Annotated in this window: 23 protein-coding genes and 2 tRNA genes; 14 read left to right on the top strand and 11 right to left on the bottom strand. The window is 70.1% G+C overall.

Annotation, left to right across the window (positions count from 1 at the left end; translation table 11 throughout):
• The 3 genes from PKE78_RS12945 to PKE78_RS12935 all read right to left on the bottom strand — a co-directional run bounded on the left by PKE78_RS12945 (position 1) and on the right by PKE78_RS12935 (position 1,806).
• On the bottom strand, positions 1–303 hold the full coding sequence (locus PKE78_RS12945) for an FAD assembly factor SdhE (RefSeq protein WP_271201321.1): 303 nt from the start codon (positions 301–303) through the stop codon (positions 1–3).
• 61 nt (positions 304–364) lie between these two features.
• Positions 365–1,144 carry an SDR family NAD(P)-dependent oxidoreductase gene (locus PKE78_RS12940; protein WP_271201320.1) on the bottom strand — a complete coding sequence of 260 codons (780 nt, stop codon included), beginning with the start codon at positions 1,142–1,144 and terminating at the stop codon, positions 365–367.
• Positions 1,141–1,806: a ChrR family anti-sigma-E factor gene (locus PKE78_RS12935; RefSeq protein WP_271201319.1), complete on the bottom strand. Its 666-nt coding sequence runs from the start codon at positions 1,804–1,806 to the stop codon at positions 1,141–1,143. The genes PKE78_RS12940 and PKE78_RS12935 overlap by 4 nt, the downstream gene beginning before the upstream one ends.
• Before the next feature lie 206 nt (positions 1,807–2,012).
• On the opposite strand from PKE78_RS12935, the gene PKE78_RS12930 reads away from it, so the two are divergent.
• The gene (locus PKE78_RS12930) at positions 2,013–3,050 is read left to right on the top strand and encodes a cysteine synthase A (RefSeq protein ID WP_271201318.1); all 1,038 of its coding nucleotides are present in this window, start codon (positions 2,013–2,015) and stop codon (positions 3,048–3,050) included.
• Positions 3,047–3,898, top strand: a complete 852-nt coding sequence (gene sseA, locus PKE78_RS12925) for a 3-mercaptopyruvate sulfurtransferase (RefSeq protein ID WP_271201317.1) — start codon at positions 3,047–3,049, stop codon at positions 3,896–3,898. The genes PKE78_RS12930 and sseA overlap by 4 nt, the downstream gene beginning before the upstream one ends.
• Before the next feature lie 182 nt (positions 3,899–4,080).
• Here sseA and pyrG read toward each other — a convergent pair whose 3' ends face one another.
• The 4 genes from pyrG to PKE78_RS12905 all read right to left on the bottom strand — a co-directional run bounded on the left by pyrG (position 4,081) and on the right by PKE78_RS12905 (position 9,062).
• On the bottom strand, positions 4,081–5,709 hold the full coding sequence (gene pyrG, locus PKE78_RS12920; RefSeq protein ID WP_271201316.1) for a CTP synthase: 1,629 nt from the start codon (positions 5,707–5,709) through the stop codon (positions 4,081–4,083).
• Positions 5,710–5,981: 272 nt separating this feature from the next.
• Entirely contained in the window at positions 5,982–6,599 is a 618-nt protein-coding gene (locus PKE78_RS18560; protein WP_487349014.1) for a PopZ family protein, read from the bottom strand.
• Between the two features lie 190 nt (positions 6,600–6,789).
• Positions 6,790–8,250, bottom strand: a complete 1,461-nt coding sequence (locus PKE78_RS12910) for a TolC family outer membrane protein (protein WP_271201314.1) — start codon at positions 8,248–8,250, stop codon at positions 6,790–6,792.
• 164 nt (positions 8,251–8,414) lie between these two features.
• On the bottom strand, positions 8,415–9,062 hold the full coding sequence (locus PKE78_RS12905) for a protein-L-isoaspartate O-methyltransferase family protein (protein ID WP_271201313.1): 648 nt from the start codon (positions 9,060–9,062) through the stop codon (positions 8,415–8,417).
• Between the two features lie 180 nt (positions 9,063–9,242).
• Between PKE78_RS12905 and PKE78_RS12900 the strand changes: the two genes are divergently transcribed.
• The 9 genes from PKE78_RS12900 to recG all read left to right on the top strand — a co-directional run bounded on the left by PKE78_RS12900 (position 9,243) and on the right by recG (position 18,368).
• Positions 9,243–9,316, top strand: a tRNA-Cys gene (locus PKE78_RS12900).
• Positions 9,317–9,430: 114 nt separating this feature from the next.
• On the top strand, positions 9,431–9,619 hold the full coding sequence (locus PKE78_RS12895) for a hypothetical protein (RefSeq protein WP_271201312.1): 189 nt from the start codon (positions 9,431–9,433) through the stop codon (positions 9,617–9,619).
• A gap of 94 nt (positions 9,620–9,713) precedes the next feature.
• Positions 9,714–9,788 (top strand) — tRNA-Asn (locus PKE78_RS12890).
• Between the two features lie 153 nt (positions 9,789–9,941).
• The gene (locus tag PKE78_RS12885) at positions 9,942–11,402 is read left to right on the top strand and encodes a cryptochrome/photolyase family protein (RefSeq protein ID WP_271201311.1); all 1,461 of its coding nucleotides are present in this window, start codon (positions 9,942–9,944) and stop codon (positions 11,400–11,402) included.
• 47 nt (positions 11,403–11,449) lie between these two features.
• Positions 11,450–12,742: an NAD(P)/FAD-dependent oxidoreductase gene (locus PKE78_RS12880; protein WP_271201310.1), complete on the top strand. Its 1,293-nt coding sequence runs from the start codon at positions 11,450–11,452 to the stop codon at positions 12,740–12,742.
• On the top strand, positions 12,739–13,629 hold the full coding sequence (locus PKE78_RS12875) for a DUF1365 domain-containing protein (protein WP_271201309.1): 891 nt from the start codon (positions 12,739–12,741) through the stop codon (positions 13,627–13,629). The genes PKE78_RS12880 and PKE78_RS12875 overlap by 4 nt, the downstream gene beginning before the upstream one ends.
• Complete coding sequence (locus PKE78_RS12870; protein WP_271201308.1) at positions 13,626–14,873, top strand: SAM-dependent methyltransferase; 1,248 nt, start codon at positions 13,626–13,628, stop codon at positions 14,871–14,873. The genes PKE78_RS12875 and PKE78_RS12870 overlap by 4 nt, the downstream gene beginning before the upstream one ends.
• A complete protein-coding gene (locus PKE78_RS12865) occupies positions 14,866–16,209 on the top strand; it encodes an MFS transporter (RefSeq protein ID WP_271201307.1) in 1,344 nt (447 codons plus the stop codon). Before PKE78_RS12870 ends, PKE78_RS12865 begins: the two co-directional genes overlap by 8 nt.
• 53 nt (positions 16,210–16,262) lie before the next feature.
• A complete protein-coding gene (gene recG, locus PKE78_RS12860; protein WP_271201306.1) occupies positions 16,263–18,368 on the top strand; it encodes an ATP-dependent DNA helicase RecG in 2,106 nt (701 codons plus the stop codon).
• A 10-nt stretch (positions 18,369–18,378) separates the two neighbouring features.
• Here the strand turns inward: recG and PKE78_RS12855 are convergent, their stop codons facing one another.
• A complete protein-coding gene (locus PKE78_RS12855) occupies positions 18,379–19,092 on the bottom strand; it encodes a metal-dependent hydrolase (RefSeq protein ID WP_271201305.1) in 714 nt (237 codons plus the stop codon).
• 112 nt (positions 19,093–19,204) lie between these two features.
• On the opposite strand from PKE78_RS12855, the gene ruvX reads away from it, so the two are divergent.
• On the top strand, positions 19,205–19,699 hold the full coding sequence (gene ruvX, locus PKE78_RS12850) for a Holliday junction resolvase RuvX (protein WP_271201304.1): 495 nt from the start codon (positions 19,205–19,207) through the stop codon (positions 19,697–19,699).
• Positions 19,700–19,746: 47 nt separating this feature from the next.
• Here ruvX and PKE78_RS12845 read toward each other — a convergent pair whose 3' ends face one another.
• Positions 19,747–20,103, bottom strand: coding sequence for a hypothetical protein (locus tag PKE78_RS12845; protein ID WP_271201303.1), 357 nt, complete (start codon positions 20,101–20,103; stop codon positions 19,747–19,749).
• Positions 20,104–20,293: 190 nt separating this feature from the next.
• Here PKE78_RS12845 and PKE78_RS12840 point away from each other — a divergent pair, with 190 nt between their 5' ends.
• On the top strand, positions 20,294–21,256 hold the full coding sequence (locus tag PKE78_RS12840) for an AEC family transporter (RefSeq protein ID WP_271201302.1): 963 nt from the start codon (positions 20,294–20,296) through the stop codon (positions 21,254–21,256).
• Here the strand turns inward: PKE78_RS12840 and PKE78_RS12835 are convergent.
• Positions 21,241–21,810, bottom strand: coding sequence for a hypothetical protein (locus tag PKE78_RS12835; protein ID WP_271201301.1), 570 nt, complete (start codon positions 21,808–21,810; stop codon positions 21,241–21,243). The genes PKE78_RS12840 and PKE78_RS12835 overlap by 16 nt on opposite strands.
• 235 nt (positions 21,811–22,045) lie before the next feature.
• Positions 22,046–22,480, bottom strand: coding sequence for a hypothetical protein (locus PKE78_RS12830; protein WP_271201300.1), 435 nt, complete (start codon positions 22,478–22,480; stop codon positions 22,046–22,048).
• Between the two features lie 209 nt (positions 22,481–22,689).
• Between PKE78_RS12830 and PKE78_RS12825 the strand changes: the two genes are divergently transcribed.
• Complete coding sequence (locus tag PKE78_RS12825; protein ID WP_271201299.1) at positions 22,690–23,643, top strand: aspartate carbamoyltransferase catalytic subunit; 954 nt, start codon at positions 22,690–22,692, stop codon at positions 23,641–23,643.
• Positions 23,644–23,646 lie beyond the last annotated feature (3 nt).

Here is a 23,646-nt window from a genome sequence, read left to right as displayed (position 1 = left end):
CTACCCGATGTGCTCCGTGGTCGGATAGGCCTCGTGGAAGGCGCGCAGGCGGCGATAGACCGGCGTGTCGTAATTGTCCGGGACGGCTTCCTTCTCCGCGATCCATGCGAACAGGTCGCGGTCGGGAACCTCGATCAGCGCCTCGAACACGCCGAGCTCGTCGTCGTCGAGCCGGTCGATCTCGGCGTCGGCGAACCGGCCCATCAGCAGGTCCATCTCGCGCGTGCCCCGCCGCCAGGAGCGGTAGAGCGCGCGGCGACGGCGGGGATTGAGCCCCTCCCCCGTGCGTGTTGTTCCGGTCATCGCGAACTCCTGCGGCGGACTGCGGCTGCGCCCCGACGCCTACCAGCCGTCCGGCGCCATGTCAGCCGCCGGATCGGCCGTCCCAGCCGGTCGCCTTCGCCACGAGCTTGAAATAGGCGGGATAGGGCAGCAGGCGAAGGAGCTTCAGCGCATAGGTGAAGCGCTTCGGGAAGGTGATCTCGAACCCGCCGCGCCCGATCCCCTCGACGATGCGCCGCGCAGCCTCGTCGACGGGCAGCAGCGCCGGCATGCGAAACGCGTTCTTCTGGGTCGCGGGCGTGTCGACGAAGCCCGGATTGACCAGCTGGATCCCGACGCCGAGAGCGTCGAGATCGAACTTCAGGCTCTCGGCGAGATTGATCAGCGCCGCCTTGGTGGCGCCGTAGGCCGCGGACGTCGGCAGGCCGCCATAGCCCGTCACCGACGCCACGAGCACGACCTTGCCTCCACGGCGGGAGGTCATCGCCGGCAGGACCGCGCCCAGGCAATTGACCGTTCCGCCAAGGTTGACGTCGAACGTCCTGTGAAAGGCGTCGACGTCGAACGGAGCCGCCCGGACGGGGATGAACGCACCCGCGTTCAGGATGGCGAGATCGATGGGCCCAAGTTCGTCCGCGATGCGGCCGGCGACGTCGGCGATTCCGTCGCGCTCCGTCACGTCGCCGGGATAGGCGGCGACGCGGCCGCCAAATCCGGCCGCTTCCTCCTTGAGACTCTGGAGCGGGTCAGCCCGTCGCGCGGTGGCGGCGACCGTCACGCCGGCGCGCGCGAGCTCCAGCGCGACCGCGCGGCCGATGCCCGAGCTCGCGCCGGTGACCCAGGCGACGCCGACGTCTTTCACCTGCCGAACATCCGCTGCAGCAGGCCGAGGACCGGCCCGGTCATCTTCAAGGAGCCTTCGGTGACTGCGAAACAGACGCAACCGGCCTCGGGATCCGCGATGGGGTGGTGATCCACCGTCTGGTCGGCGATCAGAATGTCGCCGCGCGCGTACGTGCCGGATTTTTCGGAGAACGCGCCCCGCAGCACCAGCGTGACCTCGACGCCCCCGTGGGTATGGGCGGGCGCGCTCCAGCCCGGCCGGACGGACAGGAACGAGGCCTCGACGCCGTCGTCGTCATGCAACACATGCGCCTTGATGCCCGGCGCCCTCATCTTCCACGGCATCGAATCGACGCCGCGTCCCACCAGCCGGAACAGGGGCTCAGGAATCTCCGGATCGCGCGCCGGCGGCCGCGGCGCTCCGTAATAGCCGCCTGCGAAAATCGCCGCGAGCACATGGTCGCGGGCCGGGCGGAACGGCTTGGGCGCGTCAATCTCCTCGAGCGCGGCGCCGGCTTCGGCCTCGAGCGCGCGCACGAAGCCGCGGTTGGCGTCCGACAGCGTCAGGTGCGATCCGATCAGAGCGTGCATATAGGGATCGAGGGTTCCCGCCACGAACCCGGCCAGCAGCGCGTCGATCGGCCTGCCGCCGCCACCATCCGGCCGAACTGTGGGGTTCAAGATCCGAAGTCCTCTCGCCGGAAAGCCGCTCGCGCAGGCCTTCGCGCCCTTCCCAGGGCATAAAGCCGTTACGTCGCGGTTGGAAGTCTGGATTGGCTAGGCTGGACGACGCATCGGCATAGGTCGGCTTTTCAAGCGAATGTTCGCCGATTAGGGTGCGCGTGGCGCTTCGGCCACACTTCAGTTCATCGATCGAGAGTTATTCCATGTCCATTCGCAGCGGTCTCGTCGACGCCATCGGCCGCACGCCTCTCATAAGGCTGAACCGCGCTTCCGAGGCGACCGGCTGCGAGATCCTGGGCAAAGCGGAATTCATGAATCCGGGCCAGTCGGTCAAGGACCGCGCCGCGGTCTGGATCATCGAGGACGCGGTGCGGCGCGGCGCGCTGAACCCCGGCGGCGTCATCGTGGAGGGCACGGCGGGCAACACCGGGATCGGCCTCGCGCTGGTCGCGAACGCGCTCGGCTACCGCACCGTGATCGTCATTCCGGACACCCAGTCCGACGAGAAGAAGCAGATGCTGCGCCTCGCCGGCGCGGAGCTCGTGGAGGTGCCGGCCGTCCCCTACAAGGACCCGAACAACTACGTGAAGCTTTCCGGCCGCCTCGCCGAGGAGCTGGCGAAGACCGAACCGAACGGCGCGATCTGGGCCAACCAGTTCGACAACATGGCGAACCGTCAGGCGCACATCGACTCGACCGGCCCTGAGATCTGGAACGACCTCGACGGCAAGGTCGACGGCTTCATCTGCGCGGTCGGCACCGGCGGCACGCTCGCCGGGACCGGCATTGCGCTGAAGGAGCGCTCGAAGGACGTGAAGATCGCCCTCGCCGACCCGCCGGGCGCCGCGCTCTACAGCTACTACACCACGGGCGAGCTCAAGGCCGAAGGCTCCTCCATCACCGAGGGCATCGGCCAGGGCCGCATCACCGCCAATCTCGAAGGCGCGCCGGTCGATTTCGCCTACCAGATCCCGGACGCGGAGGCGGTTCAGATCGTGTTCGACCTGCTGGAGCACGAGGGTCTGTGCCTCGGCGGCTCGTCGGGCGTCAACGTCGCCGGCGCGATCCGGCTCGCGAAGGAACTGGGGCCCGGCCACACCATCGCGACGATTCTCTGCGACTACGGCACGCGCTACCAATCGAAGCTCTTCAATCCCGACTTTCTCCGTTCGAAGGAGCTGCCGGTTCCCGGCTGGCTCGAACGGCCCGGAACGGTCGATCTGAACAAGGTGCTGCTGTGACCAATCCCAATCTGGTCTCCACCGAATGGCTTAGCCAACGTCTCGGCGACCCCGACGTCATCCCTGTCGACGGCTCGTGGTACCTCCCGACCGCGAACCGCGACGGCGCCGCGGAGTTTCTCGAGGCCCATATCCCCGGCGCGGTCTATTTCGACATCAACGAGGTGGCGGACCTCTCGACCGACCTGCCGCACATGCTGCCCTCGCCCGAGGCCTTCGCGGAAGCCGTGGGCAAGCTCGGGGTCGGCGACGGCGCGACCGTGGTCGCCTATGACGGCGCCGGCCTGTTCGCCGCCGCCCGCGTGTGGTGGACCTTCCGCGCCTTCGGCGTGAAGCAGGTCTATGTGCTCGACGGCGGCCTGCCGAAATGGAAGGCCGAAGGCCGCCCCCTCGAAAGCGGCCCCGCGGCGCGTCCAGCGAAAACCTTCATGCCGAACTTCGACGCGACGGTCGTCAGGACCGGGGACCAGATCGCCGAAGGCGTCGACGCCGGCCTGTTCCAGGTGGTGGACGCCCGCCCCGCCCCGCGCTTCCGCGGCGAAGCGCCCGAGCCGCGGCCCGGCCTCGCGCTCGGGCACATCCCGGGCTCGCTGAACGTTCCGTTCGACCAGGTCGTGAAGGACGGACGGCTCGCAGAGGAAGCGGAGCTGCGCGCCGCGTTCGAGGCGGCGGGCGTCGACGTCTCCGCCCCCATCGTCACCACCTGCGGCTCCGGCGTCTCCGCCGCCATTCTTGCGCTGGCGCTCGAAGGCGCGGGGGCCAAGGCGGAGGGGCTCTACGACGGCTCCTGGGCCGAATGGGGCGCCGGCGGACGCCCGGTCGAGACGGGGCCGGGACGTAAGCCGTAGAGCGCGTCATCCCGGACGGCCATGGGCCGATCCGGGATCGTCTGCAAAGCGATGCTCTTCATGGTCCGGCCTGACCGGAACATCCATGTCCGACGTCGAGCCTGACGTCCAAAATGGGTCCTGCGGTCAAGCCGGAGGACGACGCGCCGCTTCATGAAGCGGCGCAAGACCTCAGTCGTCCCTCACACCAACCGACTCTGCGCCAGCGCGGCCGTGACGAAGGATGCGAACAGCGGGTGCGGCTCGAACGGGCGCGACTTGAGCTCGGGGTGGAACTGGACGCCCACGAACCACGGGTGGTCCTCGTACTCCACGATTTCAGGCAGCAGCCCGTCCGGCGACATGCCGGAGAACACAAGCCCATTCGCCTCCAGCCGCTCCCGGTAGGCGGTGTTGACCTCGTAGCGGTGGCGGTGGCGCTCGGAGATGTCTTCGGAGCCGTAGATCTCCGCCACCTTGGAGCCGCGCTTGAGCCGCGCGTCGTAGGCGCCCAGACGCATGGTGCCGCCGAGGTCGCCGTCGGCGCGGCGGGCCTCCAGCGCGTTGCCGCGGGTCCATTCGGTCATCAGGCCGACCAGCGGCTCGGTCGTCGGGCCGAACTCGGTGGAGTTCGCGTCCGGGATGCCGGCAAGGTTTCGCGCGGCCTCGATCACCGCCATCTGCATGCCGAAGCAGATGCCGAGATAGGGCACTTTCCGCTCACGCGCGAAGGTGGCGGCCCTGATCTTTCCTTCCGCCCCCCGCTGACCGAAGCCCCCGGGCACAAGGATGCCGTGGACGTGCTCGAGGAACGGCGCCGGGTCCTCGTTCTCGAAGATCTCGCTCTCGATCCAGTCGACGTTGACCTTCACGGTGTTGGCGATGCCGCCGTGCGCCAGCGCCTCGGACAGCGATTTGTAGGCGTCCTTCAGGCCCGTGTATTTGCCGACGATCGCGATCGTCACCTCGCCCTCGGGGTTTTTGACCCGATGGGTGACGTTGCGCCAGCGCGCGAGGTCCGGCGCCTCGCCCGGCTCGATCCCGAAGGCGCGCAGCACCTCGGTGTCGAGGCCTTCGCGGTGGTAGGCCTCCGGCACGTCGTAGATGGTATCGACGTCGCGCGCCTCGATCACGGCGCTTTCGCGCACGTTGCAGAACAGGCCGAGCTTGCGGCGCTCCTCCGGCGGGATCGGCCGGTCGCAGCGGCAGAGCAGGATGTCCGGCTGGATGCCGATCGAACGCAGCTCCTTCACCGAATGCTGGGTCGGCTTGGTCTTGAGCTCGCCCGCGCTTGGGATCCACGGCAGCAGGGTGAGGTGGATGTAGATGGCGTCGCCGCGCGGCAGGTCGTTGCCGAGCTGGCGGATGGCCTCGAAGAACGGCAGGCCCTCGATGTCGCCGACCGTGCCGCCGATCTCCACCAGCACGAAGTCGACGCCCTCGTTGCCCTCGCGGACGAAGGTCTTGATGGCGTCGGTGACGTGCGGGATCACCTGCACCGTGCCGCCGAGATAATCGCCGCGGCGCTCCTTGGCGATGATGTCCTGGTAGATGCGGCCGGTGGTGATGTTGTCCTGTTTGGACGCCGCCTTGCCGGTGAAACGCTCGTAATGGCCGAGGTCGAGGTCAGTCTCGGCGCCGTCGTCGGTGACGAACACCTCGCCGTGCTGGGTCGGGCTCATGGTGCCGGGATCGACGTTGAGGTAGGGGTCGAGCTTGCGCAGCCGCACCGTGTAGCCGCGCGCCTGCAGCAGGGCGCCCAGCGCCGCCGAGGCGAGGCCCTTGCCGAGCGAGGACACCACGCCGCCGGTGATGAAGACGTATCGGGCCATCCGCTCTCTTCCGCTCATCCGTCGCGTCCGGACCGCGTCGGGCGACGACCGTCCGGACCTATCCGACCGCGCCCGATTCGGGCAGGCGGCGGTCGTGCCTGTACACAGATCAAACGCGCGCCCGTCCCCCGGCCGGGTCTCCGGCGGGGGCGAAAACGGTCGCGCGTTTTGTCTGGGCGATCTTCCTACATCGGTCGCGCCGCGAGGGGAAGCCGCGCGATGGACATGGCTGCGCGGCGCGCCGAACGAGCGTCTGCGCGAATTCGAGCCCGTCAGCGCCCGCGGGCGACCCGCTCGATCTCCTGCCGAACCAAGCGCTCGACCAGCGGCGGCAGATTGTCGTCCAGCCAGGCGCGCAGCATCGGCCGCAGCATCTCCTTGACCAGATCGTCGATGGTCCGGCCGTTGGTGGCGAGAATGGTGTTGGCGAGCGAGCCGAAGGCGGCGCCGACGGTCTCGTCGGTCGAGGGCGAGACCAGCCGGTCCGCGAACGCGGCGGCGGGCTCCGGCTCCCGCGGCTGGGCTCGCGCCGCGGGCCGCGGCGCGGGCTCCGGTTCGGGCTCGGCGGGTTCGGCGACCATCGCGTCCGTCAACTCGAACACGTCGACGTCGTGCTCGAACTCGATCTTCGCGCCGCGCTGCCCGCCAAGCGGGGCTTCAGCCTGGCGCGTCTTGGCGACGGGCGGGGGCGCGGCGAGCGCCTCCTTCGCCGGCGCAGGCTCGGGTTCGTCGAAGGAGGCCAGCATCGCGTCGATGTCGTCCTGGCCGAGCGACGCCGGCGCTTCGGCGGCGGGCTTTTCCAGCGGCTTCAAGGGAACAGGCTCCTTCGCTGCGGCTGTCGGCTCGTCATCGGAAATGATGCGGCGGATGGAGGCGAGAATCTCCTCCATCGTCGGCTCGTGAGCCTTCGCGGTCGTGTTCATGATGTCTCCGCTCGCGCCCGGGACCGCCTACGGGAACCAGCCGCGACCGCGCGCGACCAGATCGAATCACCGCGGGACGCCGATCCCGATCGCAGGCGAGTATCGCACCGCCGACACGAGGAACAAGCGCGCCGGGCGCGCCGCCCACAGGCTCCGCTCAGCGGCCGTCGGGCGTGCGCAGGCCGATCCACTTGTCGCGCACCTGGTCGTAATGCGTGTTCGGATCGTAGCGGACGACCTTGAGGCCGAGCTTGTCGGCGGTCAGCCAGCCGACCGCGGACAGCAGCGCATAGGCCGCGACGACGCGGTCGCGCTGGGCGGTGATCAGGGACTGCCTTGCGTTCAGCAGGTCCTGCTGCGCGTTCAGCACGTCGAGCGTGGTGCGCTGGCCGACCTTGGCCTCCTCGCGCACGCCGTTCAGCGCCGTCTGCGACGCCTCGATCTGCGCCTGCGCGGCGGCGATCTGCGCGGTCGCGCCCTCGACCTGCCCCCAGGCGGACACGGTGGCCTGGCGCACCTGGTCGCGCGCGATGTCGGCCTCGAGCCTGCGCTGCCCGGCGGTCTCCTTGGCCTGACGGACCTGGCTGTAGACCGAGCCGCCCTCGTAGATCGGGATCGTCAGGCGGCCGACGACGGCGCCGGAGGTGAGCCGGTCCGCCGAGCTCTCGTCGTAGCGGCGCTGGAACGACGCCTCGAGGTTGAGCGAGGGCAGCAGCTGGCCTTCGAACACGCGGATCTGCAGCGTCGCAGCGTCGACGCCGTGGAACGCCGCGAGAATCGCGGGATGCTGGGCTTGGCTGAGGCCGATCGCCTGCGGCAGCGAGCGAGGGAGCAGCTTGTCGATGGAGCGCGCGGCGCGTGGGCGCGAAATGTCCTCGCCGACCACCTGCCGATAGGTGGCGCGGCTTGTGTTCAGCTGCGACTCTGCCGCGCTCACCTGCGAGCGGGCGCCTTGCAGAGAAGACTCGGCCTGAGCGGTGTCGGTGCGCGTCACTTCGCCGACCTGGAAGCGCTCCCGCGCGGCGCGCAGCTCCTCCTCGAGCACCTGCACGTTGTTCCGGCGCACGTCGAGGATCGCGTAGTCCCGCAACACGTCCATATAGGCCTGCGCCGCGTCGAACAGCACGTTCTGCTCGCTGTTCCTCAGCGTCTCGCGCGCGCCAAGGATGTTGGATTCGGCGGTGCGGACCTGATTGCGGGTCTGAAAGCCGTTGAAGACGTTCTGCTGCACCGCGACGCCGGCGCCGCGGGGATAATTGGTCTCGATCTGCGTCGTTCGTCCCTGAGGCAGGGCGCCTGGCGGCAGGCCAGGAATAACCGCGGCGAGCTGGCCAAGCTGGCTGTCGGCCACCGTCCTCGTCCGCTGCGCGCCGACGTCGCCGGTGGCGGTGATGATGGGACGGTAGCCGGACAGTGCCTGGGGCACCTGTTCGTCGGTGGCGCGCACCTGCGCGCGCTGGGCGTTCAGGGTCGGGTTCGAGCCATAGGCCCGGGACAGAGCGCTCTCCAGAGTCTGCGCCGCAGCCGGCGCCGGCAGAAACGCCAGCGCTGCGCCGAGAGCCAGCAGCGAGACGCGCAGCGTCCCGCCACGGCGGCGATGGGATTCGCTCGTCGACATGTTACTCACCGGATTCCGAGTTCCGACCGCCGGATGTTTCCGTACGACCTGCAAGACGCGTCCCACGGGCATCCTACCGGCGCCATCGCGACGGCGAAACGACTCCGCGGCGCCACAGTCCGAAAGCCGTAAGCGTGTGGCGCAAACGCCCCACTCGGGCAGGATCAGAGCGCGAAGGCCTCGATCCGCTCGAAGCCCGGCAGCGCGGGCGCGGAAGCGTCGAAGGCCGGAGCGGCGGACAGTTCGCCGCCGTTGAGGCGGAAGACCGCCGCCTTGCCGGGGCGGACGCCGCCCCAGGGCGCAACGATCCGGCCGCCCGGCGCGAGCTGCCGCGCGAGCCTGTCGAGCCCGTCCGAGACCGCGCCGTCGCAGAAGATCAGGTCGAACGGGGCCTCGGCCGGCGCGCCGTCCGGCAGCGGCCCTTCGACGATCGTGACGTTCGGAAGCGCGGCCAGCGCCGCGCGGGCGCCCGCCGCGAGTTCCGGATCGGATTCGAGCGCGACGACCTCGGCGACGAGTTCAGCCAGCAGGGCCGCGGTGTAGCCGAGCCCGGCGCCGACCAAGAGCGCCCGCTCGGCCGGCTGCGGATCGGCGAGCTGGACGAGCTTCGCGAGCGTCATCGGCTCCATCGTCGCCCGGCCGGGCGCAAGCGGCGTGCGCGTGTCGAGATAGGCCAGCCCGCGGCGCGACTCGGGCACGAAACGCTCGCGCTCGACGGTGAGAAAGGCGCCGAGCACCCGGTGGTCGGTGACGTCCGCGACACGGATCTGGCAGTCGACCATTCCGGTCCGGAGGCGGGCGAAATCCGTCATCGGCGTCACCTTCGTCGTTCGGCGGACCTCCGCCTTGAGCCCGTTCTGCTCCAGCGGAGGCGCGCTTGCAACAGTTCCGTCATTCGCGAGTTGCGGCCTCGCAGGCGCCGCGTTATGGGAGTGCGCCGTTCCGCGGAGCTGAGCCGGCGTCGCTTCGACGCCCAACTCGACGCTTCCCGAGGCCACGTGGCGGAATGGTTACGCAGAGGACTGCAAATCCTTGTATCCCGGTTCGATTCCGGGCGTGGCCTCCACTCTTCCCTATGCGTCCTGCGGCTGTGCGCCGACCACGACGCGAACCTCTGGGTTGGAACCTGTCGCCAACGTTCGCGTTACCAGCCCGGACTATGGGCTCGGGAGAAAACGCAATGACCACTGTCGACGACCGCGAGCGGGACACCCTGATGCAGCTCGCGCACCGGACGGCGTTCGAGGTGTTCGACGGATCGACGCTGTGCGAGCTGCACGAGAAGGGGCTCGTGGCGTTCGAGGTGACGGGCTGGGAGGTCACGCCGGAGGGTTTTGACGCGCTGGGAGACGGAGCCCGCGACAAATGACGCAGACGCGGTTTTCGGCGCGATGCCGCTTGGCAGACCGACCGGCCATCTGTTATAGGCCCGGCCCTCGGGACGACGCGTCAGCGCCCCGTGTTCCTCGGTAGCTCAGCGGTAGAGCAATCGACTGTTAATCGATCGGTCGCAGGTTCGAATCCTGCCCGGGGAGCCAGTTTCGCGAAGGGGTCGGTTTGGATGAACCGGCCCCTTCGTTCGTTTCGGCCCTGTCCGGCGCCGGCGAGCGCGGAAGCGCCGCTTCCATGATCCGGCGGCCTCGCGCGCCCGTAAGCTCGGCCGTGACCTTCCTGTCGATCCGCGGAACCGAATGACGTCCGATCCTGGCCGATCCTGCACGCTGCTCTGGTTCAGGGAGGACCTGCGGCTTGCGGACAACCCCGCGCTGACGGCCGCCGCGCGGTCCGGCAGGCCCGTCACCGCCCTCTACGTGTTCGATCCCGACCTCAGCGGCGCGCGCGCCCTCGGCGCCGCCTCGCGCTGGTGGCTGGCGCAGTCGCTGCGGTCGCTCGCCGACGACTGCGCCGCGATCGGCCTGCCGTTCGCCGTCCGCGCCGGGCCGACGGAGAAGACGGTGCGGAAGGCCGTCGCCGAGGCCGGGGCCGGTCTGGTCGTTTGGAACCGGCGCTACGTCGCGGCCGAGCGCGACACGGACGCCGACATCAAGAGCGGCCTCCGCGACGAGGGGGTCGACGTCGAGAGCTTCAACGCCCGCCTGCTGTACGAGCCCTGGGAGATCGAAGCGAAGTCCGGCGGCCCGCTCAAGGTGTACTCGCCGTTTTGGCGCGCGTGCCGCGCCAAGGGCGAACCGGCGGAGCCGCTGCCGAAGCCGTCCAAGGCCAAAATCGCCGCCGGCCCGAAACTCAAGGGAATCGCGATCGACGACCTGGAGCTCGAGCCGACGAAGCCCGATTGGGCCGGCGGACTGCGCGAGGCGTGGCCGCCCGGAGAAGCCGGCGCGGGCAAGACGTTTTCGGCGTTCCTGAAGCACGGCCTGAAGGGCTATGCGACGGATCGGGACCGGCCGGACCGACCGGCCACGTCGCGCATGTCGCCCTATCTCCGCTTCGGCGAGATCGGCCCGCGCCAGCTCTGGCATGCGGCGAAGCAGGCGGCGGACGGCGGCGACGCCTCGGCGAAGGACGTGGACAAGTTCCACGCCGAGCTGGGATGGCGCGAGTTCTCCTATCACCTGCTCCATAACAACCCCGACCTTGCGGCGCGGAACTTCAACGCCCGGTTCGACGAGTTCCCCTGGAGGAAGCCCGATCCGGCGCATCTCCGCGCCTGGCGGAAAGGGCTGACCGGATATCCGATCGTCGACGCCGGCATGCGCCAGCTTTGGTCGACGGGCTGGATGCACAACCGCGTGCGCATGATCTGCGCCTCTTTCCTGATCAAGGATTTGCTGGTCGACTGGCGCGTGGGCGAGGACTGGTTCTGGGACACGCTGGTCGACGCCGATCCCGCCAACAACGCCGCGAGCTGGCAGTGGGTCGCAGGATCCGGCGCGGACGCAGCGCCCTACTTCCGCGTCTTCAACCCCACGCTTCAGGGCGAAAAGTTCGACCCTGAAGGCGCTTATGTGAAGAACTTCGTGCCGGAGTTGAAGGACGTCCCTTTGAAGTGGCTGCACCGGCCCTGGGAGGCGCCTGAGGAGGCGCTGCGCGCCGCCGGCGTCACCCTCGGCAAGGACTATCCGAAGCCCATCGTCGATCATCACGCCGCGCGCGATCGTGCGCTCGCGGCCTTCGACCGCATCAAGGCCTGAGGCCGGTGCGGCCCGCATTTCGACGCCACGGCGTCACAGGAGCCTCCATGCGCATCGCCGTCGTCGGTTCGGGCGTCTCGGGTCTTTCGGCCGCCTGGGCGCTGTGCGGCGCGCACGACGTGGTCGTCTACGAGCGCGAGCCGCGCCTCGGCGGCCACAGCCACACGGTCGAGATCGATTACGACGGCGCGACGGTCGCGGTCGACACCGGCTTCATCGTTTACAACGAGCTGAACTATCCCAACCTGACCGCGCTGTTCGCCCATCTCGGGGTCGCGACGAAGCCGAGCGAGATGAGCTTCGGCCTGTCGCTCGACGGTGGCGCCTTCGAATGGTCGGGCAAGACGATCGGGGCGCTGTTCGCCCAGCGCCGCAACATCCTCGCGCCGTCCTATCTCTGGATGCTGCGCGAGGTGCTGCGCTTCAACAAGCTCTGCCTCGCGGACCGCGCCGCCGGCGTTCTGGTCGGCCTGAGCCTTGGCGCCTGGCTGGAGCGGCGCAAGTTCGCGCAGCGCTTCCGGGACGACTACCTGCTGCCGATGGCGGCGGCGATCTGGTCGACGCCGGCGGCGCACGTGCTCGATTTCCCCGCCGAGAGCTTCGTGGCCTTCTTCGCGAACCATCGCCTGATCAACCACGACCGGCCGGTCTGGCGCACGGTCGAGGGCGGCTCGCGGCGCTACGTCGAGCGCCTGACGGCGCCGTTCGGCCACGCCATCCGGTCGGGCGTCGCCGTCGCCAGGGTCGAGCGCGACGACGCCGGCGTGACCGTGATCGACGCTGCGGGCGGACGGGACCGGTTCGATCACGTGATCATGGCCGCGCACACCGACGAGACGCTGGCGATGCTCGCCGAGCCCGACGCGGCGGAGCGGCGCGTGCTGTCGGCGATCCGCTACCGGCCGAACGACGTCATACTTCACCGCGATCGGGCGCTGATGCCGAAGCGCGAGGGCGTCTGGTCGGCCTGGAACTATCTCGGGAGCCGCAAGGACCCGGACGCCGCGAGCCGCGACGTCGCCGTGACCTACTGGATGAACGCGCTGCAGGGCGTCGATCCCGCCCGCCCGCTGTTCGTGACGCTGAATCCGCCGTTCGAGCCCGATCCCGCCAAGGTTTTCGGGCGCTATGTTTACGATCATCCGCAATATGACGCCGCGGCGCTGGCCGCGCAGCGCGAACTCGCCGATATTCAGGGCATGCGCAGGACATGGTTTTGCGGCGCCTGGACCGGCTACGGCTTCCACGAGGACGGTCTGTCCTCCGGCCTCGCGGTGGCTGAAGCTTTGGGCGCCCGCACGCCGTGGCGGGACTCCGGGGTGCTGGCGGCGGCGGAATGACGGGCCAGAACGTGGATTTTCCGCCGCCGGAGGCGGCCGCGTCGCTCTATGTCGGCGAGGTGATGCACGCTCGGCTGAAGCCGAAGCCGCACCGCTTCGCCTACAAGGTGTTCTCGCTGCTGATCGACCTCGACGCGCTCGGGGACGCGGATCGCATGTGCCGCCTGTTCTCCGTCAACAGGTTCAACCTCGCGAGCTTTCACGAACGCGACCACGGCGCGACGAACGGCTCGCTCGCGCGGCATGCCCGCGCGCTGCTCGCCCGCGGCGGCGTCGACCTCGCGGGCGGGCGCATCCTGCTGCTCTGCTACCCCCGCATCCTCGGCTATGTGTTCAATCCGATCAGCGTTTATTGGTGCTACCGTGCGGACGGCGAGCTCGCCGCGGTGATCTACGAGGTCACCAACACTCTCGGCGAGCGTCACGCCTATGTCGCGCCGGTCGCGCCGGGCGAACTCGGGCCCGCGGGCCTTCGTCAGGAGCGGGACAAGCTGTTCTACGTCTCGCCCTTCATCGAGACGGCGATGCGCTACGGCTTCCGGCTGCGCCCGCCGACCGGTTCGGTGCGGCTGCGCATCCTGGAACGCGACGCGGAGGGACCGATCCTGTCCGCCGCCTTCGCGGGCGAGCGCTCGCCACTGTCCTCCTCCACCCTGCTGAAGCTCTGCGCGGCGATGCCGCTGATGACGCTGAAGGTGTTCGCAGGCATCCACTGGGAGGCGCTCCGGCTGTGGCTCAAGGGCCTGCCGCTGGTCGCCCATGTCGGCCCGCCCTCGCCCGCGAGCTACGACGCGCCCGGGCCGTTCCGCCATGGCCGCCCCAGCGGGCGCCCGGCCGCCCCTTCCTCTCCTCCGCCCCCCACGCATACGGACCCGATCGCGCCATGACGACCGCATCGCCCTGTCATGACGTCGCCGTTCCCGTGACGCCCGAGACCCTGCGGGAGGCCGTGCGCGGCCTGCCGCTTCAGGTCCAGCTCGCCGTCCAGATCGCGGCGCGGATCGCCCGCGGCCGGCTGACCGCCCGTTTTCCGGACGGGCGGACGCTGGTGTTTCAGGGCGGCGAGCCCGGCCCCTCGGCGACGCTCGTCGTCAACGACCTGCGTTTCGCGGGCCGCATCCTGCGCAACGGCGATCTGGGGGTGGCCGAGGGCTTCATGCGCGGCGAATGGGACAGCCCGGACGTCACGGCGTTCCTCGAGCTGTTCTGCGTCAACGCCGATCACGTCAACGCGCACCTCGCGATGAAGCCGCTGTACCGGGCGTTCCAGAACGTCCGGCATTTCTTCAACCGCAACACGAGGCGCGGCGCGCGGCGGAACATTCTCGCGCATTACGATCTCGGCAACGCCTTCTACGCCGCTTGGCTCGACCCGACGATGACCTACTCCTCGGCGGTCTTCGAAGGCTCGTCCCGCGACCTCGCGGCCGCCCAGACGCGGAAATACGAAACCCTCGCCCGCGCGATCGGCGCCCAGTCGGGCGAGCACGTGCTGGAGATCGGCTGCGGCTGGGGCGGCTTCGCCGAATACGCCGCCCGCGAGATCGGCTGCCGGGTCACGGGCCTGACCATCAGCCCCGCCCAGCTCGACTACGCCCGCCGGCGCCTGTTCGAGGCGGGGCTCGCCGAACGGGTCGAGTTCAAACTGCAGGACTATCGCGACGAGCGCGGAACCTATGACCGGATCGCCTCGATCGAGATGTTCGAGGCTGTCGGCGAGCGCTGGTGGCCGACCTATTTCACGCAGCTGCGGGACCGCCTGAAGCCCGGCGGCGCGGCGGGCGTGCAGGTCATCACTATCCAGGACCGGCTGTTTGACGCCTACCGGCGCGAGGTCGACTTCATCCAGCGCTATGTCTTCCCCGGCGGCATGCTGCCGTCGCCGACGGCCCTGAACGGCGCCGCGGTGAAGGCGGGTCTTCGGATCGCCGGCGAGCGCGTCTTCGGCCTCGACTACGCCGAGACGCTCGCCGAGTGGCGCGCGCGCTTCCGCGCGGCCTGGCCGTCGATCACGCCGCTCGGCTTCGACGAGCGCTTCCGCCGGTTGTGGGAGTACTACCTGTCGTACTGCGAGGCCGGCTTCCGCTCCGGCAACATCGACGTGCGTCAGGTCGTATTCGCGCGTGGCTGACGGCCGGTCCGCCGGGAGGCGCGAGCTCGGCCTGCTCGCGCTGGCGGCCTACGCGCTGCCCGCGATCCCCTTCGCGGTTCTGACCCTGCCGCTCTACGTGGTGCTTCCGAACTTTTACGCCGCGGAGCTGGGGTTGCCGATCGCGGCGGTCGGCAGCGCGCTGCTGATTGTGCGGCTGGTCGACGCCGTCGCGGATCCGGCCGTCGGCCTGCTGGCGGACCGGTTCCGGCCGCGCTTCGGGCGACGCCGGGTCTGGTTCGCCGCCGCGATGCTGCCGACCGCGGTGTCGGCCTGGATGCTGTTCCGCCCGCACGAGGGAGCCGGGATCGGCTATCTGCTTTTGTGGGGCTCGCTGCTCTCGATCGCCTGGACCGCGGCGTTGGTCCCCTACAACGCCTGGGGCGCTGAGCTTTCCACCTCCTACGCCGGGCGCAGCCGCATCGCGGCGTGGCGCGAAACCGCCGCGCTCGTCGGAACGCTCGTGGCGCTGGCGCTGCAGGCGGCGGCTCCGGCGCTGTCCGACGACGCGCCGCGCGCGGGGCTCGCCGCCTACGCCGCGGTGGTCGGGATCGGCCTGCCGCTGTTCGCGCTGGCGACGCTGTCGCTCACGCCCGAGCCGATCGACGCCTCGCGCGCGCGGCTCGGCCTGCGCGAAGGCCTGAGGGCGATGCGCGCCAACACCGCCTTCCTGCGCCTGCTGGCCGCTTTCCTGCTCAACGGCTTCGCCAACGGCCTACCGGCGACGCTGTTCCTGTTCTATGTCGGAGACCGCCTGGCCGCGCCGGATTACGCCGGCCTCTTCCTTGTGGGCTACTTCGCGGCGGGCCTCATCGGCGTGCCGTTCTGGCTGTGGCTCGCGCGGCGGACCTCGAAGCATGCGGCGTGGAGCTACGCCATGCTCGTCGCCTGCGCGACCTTCGTGTTCGCTCCTCTCCTCGGTCCCGGCGACCTCGCGGCCTTCGGCGTGATCTGCGCCGTCACAGGCTTCACCGTCGGCGCCGATCTCGCGCTGCCGCCCTCGATCCAGGCGGACGTGATCGACGTCGACACGGCGGCCTCCGGCGAGCAGCGCAGCGGATTCTACCTCGCGGCCTGGGGACTTGCGACAAAGCTCGCGCTGGCGCTCGCGGTCGGGCTCGCCTTTCCCGCGCTATCGGCCGCGGGCTTCGATCCGGCGGCGGGCGAGAAGACGGAGGCCGGGCTTGTCGCGCTCGCCTGGCTCTATGGCGGACTGCCGGTCGCGCTCAAACTCGGCGCCGTGGCGCTGATGTGGCGCTTCCCGCTCGACGAGGCGTCGCAGCGCGCGCTGCGGGCCCGGATCGAAGCCGCCGCCTGAACGGCTGCGCGACGCCTTGCCTTCGCGGCGGCCCCGGACTTCTTTAGCGGCCCATGCGCGATTCCCGGCTCGATCCCCTGTTCGCCGACGCGACCGCCCTGCCCGGCGTCGGGCCCAAGGTCGCCAAGGCCCTGACGCGCCTGCTCGGCGCCTCGCCCGCCGGCGGAGCGCCGCGGGTCATCGACGCGCTGTTCCATGCGCCGACCGGAGCGGTCGACAGGCGCGCCCGGCCGACGATCGCGGAGCTCGTCCCCGGCGAGATCGCGACGGTGGAGGTCGTGGTGGAGCGGCATCAGCCGCCGCGCAGCCCGCGCGCGCCCTACCGCGTCGTCGTGGCCGACGACACCGGCGCGATGACGCTGGTGTTCTTCAAGGCGCAAGGCCCCTACATCGAGCGCCTGCTGCCGCTCGGCGAGACGCGTTGGGTTTCGGGCGCGCCCGAGCTGTTCGACGGCATGTTCCAGATGGTGCATCCGGCGCATGTGCTGGACGCGGAGGGGGTCGCGAAGCTGCCGCCCGTGGAGCCGACCTATCCGCTGGTCGAAGGCCTCACCCACAATCTCGTCGCCCGCGTCGCGCGCGCCGCGTTCGAGCGGCTGCCGCGGCTGCCGGAATGGCAGGACGGCGCCTTTCTCGCCCGCCGGGGATTCGCGAGCTTCGCCGGGAGCCTCAACGCGCTGCATCGGCCGACGACGCCCGGCGACGTCTCCGCCGACGGCCCGGCGCTCACCCGCCTCGCCTATGACGAACTGCTCGCGAACCAGCTCGCGCTGCAGCTCGTGCGTGCGCACATGAAGCGAGGCAGCGGCCGCGCCACCGCGGGCGATGGGCGAATTGCGGAGCGAGTCACGGCTGCTCTGCCGTTCCGCCTCACCGGCGCGCAGGCCCGCGCGCTCGAGGCGATCCGCGCCGACCTCGCCGCGCCGACCCGCATGCTCCGGCTGCTGCAGGGCGACGTCGGCTCCGGCAAGACGGTCGTCGCCCTGCTCGCGGCCGCGACCGCCGTCGAAGCCGGACGGCAGGCCGCGCTGATGGCGCCGACCGAAATCCTCGCCCGCCAGCACCTCGCGACGCTGGAGCCGCTCGCAGCCGTCGGCGGGCTCACCGTCGCGCTGCTGACGGGGCGCGAGAAGGGTCGCGAGCGGGCCCGCACGCTGGAGCGGCTCGCGGCCGGCGAGATCGACCTGCTGTTGGGCACCCATGCGCTGTTCCAGGACGACGTCGCGTTCCGCGACCTCGCGCTCGCGATCGTCGACGAGCAGCACAAGTTCGGCGTCCGCCAGCGGCTCGCGCTCGCCTCCAAGGGCGTGGCGGTCGACGTGCTGGTGATGACGGCCACGCCGATCCCGCGGACGCTGGTGCTGACGACGTTCGGCGACATGGACCATTCGGCGCTCGACGAGAAGCCGCCGGGCCGCACGCCGATCGAGACCCGTCTGTTCAACCTCGACCGCCTCGACGAGATCGTCGCCGCGATCGGCCGGGCGATCGACTCCGGCGCTCGGGTCTACTGGGTCTGCCCGCTGGTCGAGAGCTCGGAGGAGCTCGAAGGGATCGCCGCCGCCGAGGACCGCTTCGCGCATCTCGCGGAGGCCTTCCCCGGCCGCGTCGGGATCGTGCACGGCCAGATGAAGTCGACCGACAAGGACGCCGCCGTCGCCGCCTTCGTGGAGGGCCGGTCGTCGATTCTGGTCGCGACCACGGTGATCGAGGTCGGCGTCAACGTCCCGGAGGCGACCGTCATGGTGATCGAGCACGCCGAGCGCTTCGGCCTCGCGCAGCTCCACCAGCTTCGAGGACGCGTCGGGCGCGGCGCCGAGCGCTCGATGTGCCTGCTGCTGTGGAAGGAGCCTCTGGGGGAGACCGCGAAGCAGCGCCTGGAGACCATGAAGGCGACCGACGACGGCTTCGTCATCGCCGAGAAGGATCTTGAGCTTCGCGGCGAGGGCGAGGTGCTGGGCGCGCGCCAGTCCGGCGCGCCGGTGTTCCGCTTCGCCCGCATGGAGCGCCACGCGGAGCTGGTGCGCGTCGCCCATGACGACGTCGGGCTCGTGCTCGCCAAGGACCCGAACCTGACCGGCGAGCGCGGCGAGGCGCTGCGCCTGCTGCTCCACCTGTTCGAGCGCGACGCCGCCGTCAGGCTGCTCAGGGCCGGCTGAGGCTTGAGCCTCAGCCCTCGACCTCGAAGGGCTCCCCGACCTTCGGAACCTTCACGGTGGTGCCGCGGACGCTCTCCATCAGCTCGACGAAGCGGTCGGCGGTCTGATCGAGGATAGGCATGGTGGCGTAGTGGCACGGCACCACGAGGTCGAAGTCGAAGAAGTGCCGGCAGGCGTAGGCCGCGGTCTTCGCGCCCATGGTGAAGCGGTCGCCGATCGGCACGAAGCCGACGGTCGGTGCGTAGAGCTCGTTGATCAGCTTCATGTCGCCGAAGATGCCGGTGTCGCCCATGGCGTAGACCACAGGCTCGTCCTCGCCGTCCGGCGCGACGATCAGGCCGTGCGGGTCGCCGAGGTACTGCGAGACGCCGTTCTCGTCGAGATGGCCCGACGAATGCAGCGCCTGGGTCATGGTCACGCGGAAGCCGCCGAGCTCGATCGAGCCGCCGGTGTTCATCGGCTCCAGCGCCTTCACGCCCTTTGAGCCGACCCACATGGCGAGGTCGTAGTCGGCGACCACCGTCGCGCCGGTCTGCTGCGCGATCTCGACGGTGGAGCCCACATGGTCGAAATGGCCGTGCGTCAGCAGGATGTGCGTCGCGCCGTTCGCGGCCGCGGCCTTGTCGCCTTTGAACACGCCGTTCTCGAGGAACGGGTCGATCAGGACCACTTTCGATCCGAAATCGAGCCGGAAGGCGGAGTGGCCGAACCAGGTGATGCGCATGGGCGGGCGACGTCCTTGTGCTGTTGCTTGGTCGAGTCGGAGGCGGAGAATAGCCCCGCCCCGCATCAGGACAAGTTCACTCCGGTCACGCTGGCGTGCTACGGCGACGCACATGTCCACGATCTTCCAAGACATCGGCGCCTTCGTCGCGGCGTTGCCGCCGCTGGGGACGCTGCTCGGGCTCGACCTCGGAACCAAGACGATCGGCGTCGCGGCCTCCGATCCCCACCGGATGGTGGCCTCGCCGCTCGAGACCATCGCGCGGAAAAAGTTTACGCCCGACGCCGACAGGCTGCTCGCGATCGCGGACAGCCGCAAGGCGGTCGGCGTCGTGCTCGGCCTGCCGGTCAACATGGACGGCACCGAAGGGCCGCGCTGTCAGGCGACGCGCGCCTTCGCCCGCAGCCTGTCGGGCCGCACGCTGCTGCCGATCGGGTTCTGGGACGAGCGGCTGTCGACGGCCGCCGTCGAGCGCATGCTGATCTCGTTCGACACCAGCCGGAAGCGCCGCGACGAGGTCGTGGACAAGCTCGCCGCCGCCTACATCCTCCAGGGCGCGCTCGACCGGATCGCCGGTCTGCGCCGCGCCTCCGAAGACGCCGTCTGACGCAAAGACGGCCCGGTGAGAACCGGGCGGCTTCTCATTCGCCGCGATCAGCACGGGCGGTAGCTGATCACCTTGACGGGATAGCCAAAGGAGTCATGCCGCCAGGAGGTGACCCGGCACTCGCCGCCATAGGCGTAATAGCCCGGCGCGGGGCCAGCCTCGCCGGCGAGAACGGCGCCGGTGGCGAGGCCGAGAGCGCCGAACGCCGCGGCGCCGCCCCAGCCTGGGCCGCGATGATGATATCCGGAATAGCGCGGCCCGCCCCAATGCGGTCCGCCCCATCCCGGGTGGCTGTAGCCGCCGGGGCCATGGTGGAACGGCTCCGCGCTGGCGGGAGCCGCGGCCAGACCTGCGACGCCGAGCGCGCAGACCGCCGCTGCGATTTTGGTGCGAAGAGACGACATCGAACTGTCCTCATCATTCAAGGAAAGTCCGCCGAAAGCATACGGACTGCGCCGCCCCGATATGGGAAGCCTCTTCGGTGGGCTCAGGTGCAAAACGTCGTTAGAGCTTCGGCATTCAGAGCGTAATGGCAGCTATGCGAAACAGGAAATGCTCCAGGACCACCCGCCGGGACCGCGCGGGAGCGCCCGGATGATCATCGCGATCGAAAGCCTGCTGCCGTCGCTGCTGCTGATCGTGCTCGGCTATGGCCTCGCGCGGACGACAATGTTTTCCCCGCCGATGTGGGAAGGCGTCGAGCGACTGAACTACTACGTGCTGTTCCCGATGCTGCTGCTGGTGACGCTGGTGCGCGCGGACCTCCGGGGATTGGCGATCGCTCCGATGGCCGCGGCCATGATCCTCGCCGTGCTCGTCGTCGCCGGCGCGATGCTGCTGTCGCGGCGTCTGTGGCTCCAGTCGCCCGGCGTGGACGGCCCGGCGTTCAGCTCGCTGTTTCAGGGCGCCGTGCGCTGGCAGACGCCGGTGGCGCTCGCCGTCGCCGCCTCGCTCTACGGCCGCGAAGGCCTTGCGCTCGCGGCGATCGGCGTGGCGGCGATGATTCCGTTGCTGAACGTGCTGTCGGTCGCGGTGATCGCCGCCAACGGCGCAGGCGAACCGCCGACCATAGCTCGCATCCTGCGCGAGATCGTCCGCAATCCGCTGTTTCTTTCGACGGTCGCAGGCGGCGCGCTCAACGGATTCGGCGTGACGGTCTACGGCCCGGTTGTCGAGACGCTCGACCTGCTCGGGCGCGGCGCCCTCGGCGTCGGTCTGCTGCTGGTGGGCGTGGGCCTCACCTTCCGAACGCTCGCGCCGCGTCGGGAGCTGATCGCGATCGTCGCGATCAAGCTGGCGGTGATGCCCGCGCTCATGACCGGAGCGGCCTGGGCTTTCGGCGTCGAAGGCGTGGCGCTCGCGATCGTCGCGATCTGCGGCGCGGTCCCGACCGCAAGCAGCTCATACGTGTTGGCGCGCCGCCTGGGGGGCGACGCGCCTTTGATGGCGGCCATCATCACCGCGCAGATGGTCGTGTCTTTCACGACATTGCCGGTGGTCGTCGGCCTGCTCGAGGGCGTCGCTCCGCCCCCGGCTATGCATCAGCAGGGGCGATAGCGCGCCACGGTGTAGCGCCGGCCGTAATAGTCGCGGCGCGTCTGCAGCACCTTGCACTGGCCGCCGTAATAGGCCCGGCTGTAGTAGCCGCGACGGTACGGGCGGTCGTAATAGCCATACCCGCCGCCGTAGTAGGGCCGGTCGTAGTAGCCGTAGCCGTTGCCGGCGATCGCCGCTCCGGCCGCGAGGCCCAGGATGCCGGCGGCGGCGTAGCCGCCATAGTTGCGGTGACGGTGGCCGTAGTAGTACCGGCGTCCGCCCCAGCCGCGACCGTAATAGCGTCCGCCGCCCCAATGGCGACCTCCGCCCCAGCGCGCGCCGCGATAGCCTCCGCCGCGCCAGCCGCGATGGCCGCCGCCGCGCCACCCGCCGCCGCGCCAGCCGCCGCCGCGGCGGCCGACGGTCTGGATCTGGTCGTAGGGCACGCCTGCGATCGTGTTCGCGGCGGGGGCGCGGTCGCCGCGGTTAGAGGACGCGGCCTCGGCCGGCATTGAGCCGAAGCCTACGGCCAGCGCGCAGACGCCGGCCAAAAATGCGTTTCGAATGGACGTCATGGGGTAGCCTCCTGAAGCGCTCCGCCGACGCGCACGTCCGGCGAAGGCCGTGATCGGGCCGAGGATATGACCGCCGCCCCCAAGCTTCGGTCTCGACCTTGACGCGCCTCTAACGCTCACAGACGCGCGAGAGTTCGCCGCTCCGGAATCTTTTCTTCGTGAGGCTGGAACCAAAACGGCCGGCGGAGCGTGGCGCTCCGCCGGCCGGTTCAGGCGCCGTGGGGCGCAGTTCGGATCAGCAGGGACGGTAGCTCGTCACCCGCACCGGCTCGCCGTAGCGGTTCTCGCCCCAGCGCGTGACCCGGCACTGGCGGTAACGGCGCGGCTCCTCGACGTAGACGCGGCGCGGGCCGTCGTAATAGCCGTCGTCGTAGTAGCGGTCGCGGCTCGCGGACCCGGCGATGGCGGCGCCCGCCGCAAGGCCGAGAATGCCGGCCGCGGCGTAGCCAGCCGCGTTCCCGCCGCGGCGGTGGCGGTGGTAGTGATAGTGACGGCCGCCGCCCCGATAGTAGCCGCGGCGCTCACGCCAGCCGACCGTCTCGATCGAGGACGTCTTGGCGGTCTCGACGGCGGCGGCCGAGCCGACCCACGCCGCCTGCGCCGGCAGGCTGCCGAAGGCCATGCCGAACGCGCAGGCGCCGGCCAGACCAAGCTTGATGAAGGACGTCATTCGCGCACTCTCCTGTCGCGTTGTCGTGTCGTCGCCGCCCTCATGCGGCCCCCGCCCGACGCCGCCGGCGCGGCCGGCGGATCGCAGACGGTAACGCCGCGCTCCCGAACAAGATGATAACCTACGCGGCTATCGCGGCAAAGCGGCGGTGGACCGCGCGCTCGGGCCGCTTGCCGGAGCGCGCGCGCAGAGGCTATGACCGCTCCTCGATGCCCACGCCCGCCGCTTCCACCGCGCTGTTCCCGCACCGGCACCTGCTCGGCATCGCCGGGCTGTCGCCGGCCGAAATCTCCCACCTGCTCGCGGCGGCCGAGGACGCGGTCGCGCTCAACCGGCAGGTCGAGAAGAAGCGCGCCACGCTGCGCGGCCGGACGCAGATCAACCTGTTCTTCGAGAACTCGACCAGGACCCAGTCTTCGTTCGAGATCGCCGGCAAGCGCCTCGGCGCCGACGTCATGAACATGTCGGTCGGCAACTCGTCGATGAAGAAGGGCGAGACGGTGCTCGACACCGCCGCGACGCTGAACGCGATGCGGCCGGACGTGATCGTGGTGCGCCACCACGCAGCGGGCGCGGTCGCGCTGCTGGCGCAGAAGGTCGATTGCTCGGTCGTGAACGCCGGCGACGGCGCCCACGAGCATCCGACACAGGCGCTGCTCGACGCCCTCACCATCAAGCGCGCCAAGGGCGGGATCCATGGCCTCGTGGTGGCGATCTGCGGTGACGTGCTCCACAGCCGCGTGGCGCGCTCCAACATCCTGCTGCTGAACGCGCTCGGGGCCGAGGTCCGCGTGATCGCGCCGTCGACGCTGCTCCCGGTCGGGATCGAGCGGATGGGCGTCAAGGTGTTCCGCACCATGCGCGAGGGCCTCGCCGGCGCCGACGTGGTGATGATGCTGCGCCTGCAGCTCGAGCGCATGAACGGCTCGTTCGTGCCTTCGGTGAAGGAGTACTTCGCCCATTTCGGACTCGACGCCGCCAAGCTCGCCTACGCCGCGCCGGACGCGGTCGTGATGCATCCCGGCCCGATGAACCGCGGCGTCGAGATCGCCTCCGAGGTCGCCGACGGCCCGCGTTCGCTGATCCGCGACCAGGTCGAGATGGGGGTCGCGGTGCGCATGGCCGTGCTCGAAACGCTCGCGCAGCACCTGCCGGACGCGTGACCA

It is taken from the genome of Methylopila turkensis, from assembly GCF_027922325.1.
Taxonomy (GTDB): domain Bacteria; phylum Pseudomonadota; class Alphaproteobacteria; order Rhizobiales; family Methylopilaceae; genus Methylopila; species Methylopila turkensis.
This window is presented reverse-complemented; position numbering and strand designations above follow the sequence as displayed.

What these genes read in the sequence shown, in the direction of transcription:
- pyrG (WP_271201316.1), bottom strand. Translation starts at nt 5,709, where the DNA reads ATGGCCCGATACGTCTTCATCACCGGCGGCGTGGTGTCCTCGCTCGGC.
- PKE78_RS12870 (WP_271201308.1), top strand. Translation starts at nt 13,626, where the DNA reads ATGACGACCGCATCGCCCTGTCATGACGTCGCCGTTCCCGTGACGCCC.
- PKE78_RS12945 (WP_271201321.1), bottom strand. Translation starts at nt 303, where the DNA reads ATGACCGGAACAACACGCACGGGGGAGGGGCTCAATCCCCGCCGTCGC.
- PKE78_RS12910 (WP_271201314.1), bottom strand. Translation starts at nt 8,250, where the DNA reads ATGTCGACGAGCGAATCCCATCGCCGCCGTGGCGGGACGCTGCGCGTC.
- PKE78_RS12875 (WP_271201309.1), top strand. Translation starts at nt 12,739, where the DNA reads ATGACGGGCCAGAACGTGGATTTTCCGCCGCCGGAGGCGGCCGCGTCG.
- PKE78_RS12835 (WP_271201301.1), bottom strand. Translation starts at nt 21,810, where the DNA reads ATGACGTCCATTCGAAACGCATTTTTGGCCGGCGTCTGCGCGCTGGCC.
- PKE78_RS12830 (WP_271201300.1), bottom strand. Translation starts at nt 22,480, where the DNA reads ATGACGTCCTTCATCAAGCTTGGTCTGGCCGGCGCCTGCGCGTTCGGC.
- PKE78_RS12930 (WP_271201318.1), top strand. Translation starts at nt 2,013, where the DNA reads ATGTCCATTCGCAGCGGTCTCGTCGACGCCATCGGCCGCACGCCTCTC.
- recG (WP_271201306.1), top strand. Translation starts at nt 16,263, where the DNA reads ATGCGCGATTCCCGGCTCGATCCCCTGTTCGCCGACGCGACCGCCCTG.
- PKE78_RS12855 (WP_271201305.1), bottom strand. Translation starts at nt 19,092, where the DNA reads ATGCGCATCACCTGGTTCGGCCACTCCGCCTTCCGGCTCGATTTCGGA.
- PKE78_RS12880 (WP_271201310.1), top strand. Translation starts at nt 11,450, where the DNA reads ATGCGCATCGCCGTCGTCGGTTCGGGCGTCTCGGGTCTTTCGGCCGCC.
- PKE78_RS12905 (WP_271201313.1), bottom strand. Translation starts at nt 9,062, where the DNA reads ATGACGGATTTCGCCCGCCTCCGGACCGGAATGGTCGACTGCCAGATC.
- ruvX (WP_271201304.1), top strand. Translation starts at nt 19,205, where the DNA reads ATGTCCACGATCTTCCAAGACATCGGCGCCTTCGTCGCGGCGTTGCCG.
- PKE78_RS18560 (WP_487349014.1), bottom strand. Translation starts at nt 6,599, where the DNA reads ATGGAGGAGATTCTCGCCTCCATCCGCCGCATCATTTCCGATGACGAG.
- PKE78_RS12885 (WP_271201311.1), top strand. Translation starts at nt 9,942, where the DNA reads ATGACGTCCGATCCTGGCCGATCCTGCACGCTGCTCTGGTTCAGGGAG.
- PKE78_RS12895 (WP_271201312.1), top strand. Translation starts at nt 9,431, where the DNA reads ATGACCACTGTCGACGACCGCGAGCGGGACACCCTGATGCAGCTCGCG.
- PKE78_RS12845 (WP_271201303.1), bottom strand. Translation starts at nt 20,103, where the DNA reads ATGTCGTCTCTTCGCACCAAAATCGCAGCGGCGGTCTGCGCGCTCGGC.
- PKE78_RS12840 (WP_271201302.1), top strand. Translation starts at nt 20,294, where the DNA reads ATGATCATCGCGATCGAAAGCCTGCTGCCGTCGCTGCTGCTGATCGTG.
- PKE78_RS12825 (WP_271201299.1), top strand. Translation starts at nt 22,690, where the DNA reads ATGCCCACGCCCGCCGCTTCCACCGCGCTGTTCCCGCACCGGCACCTG.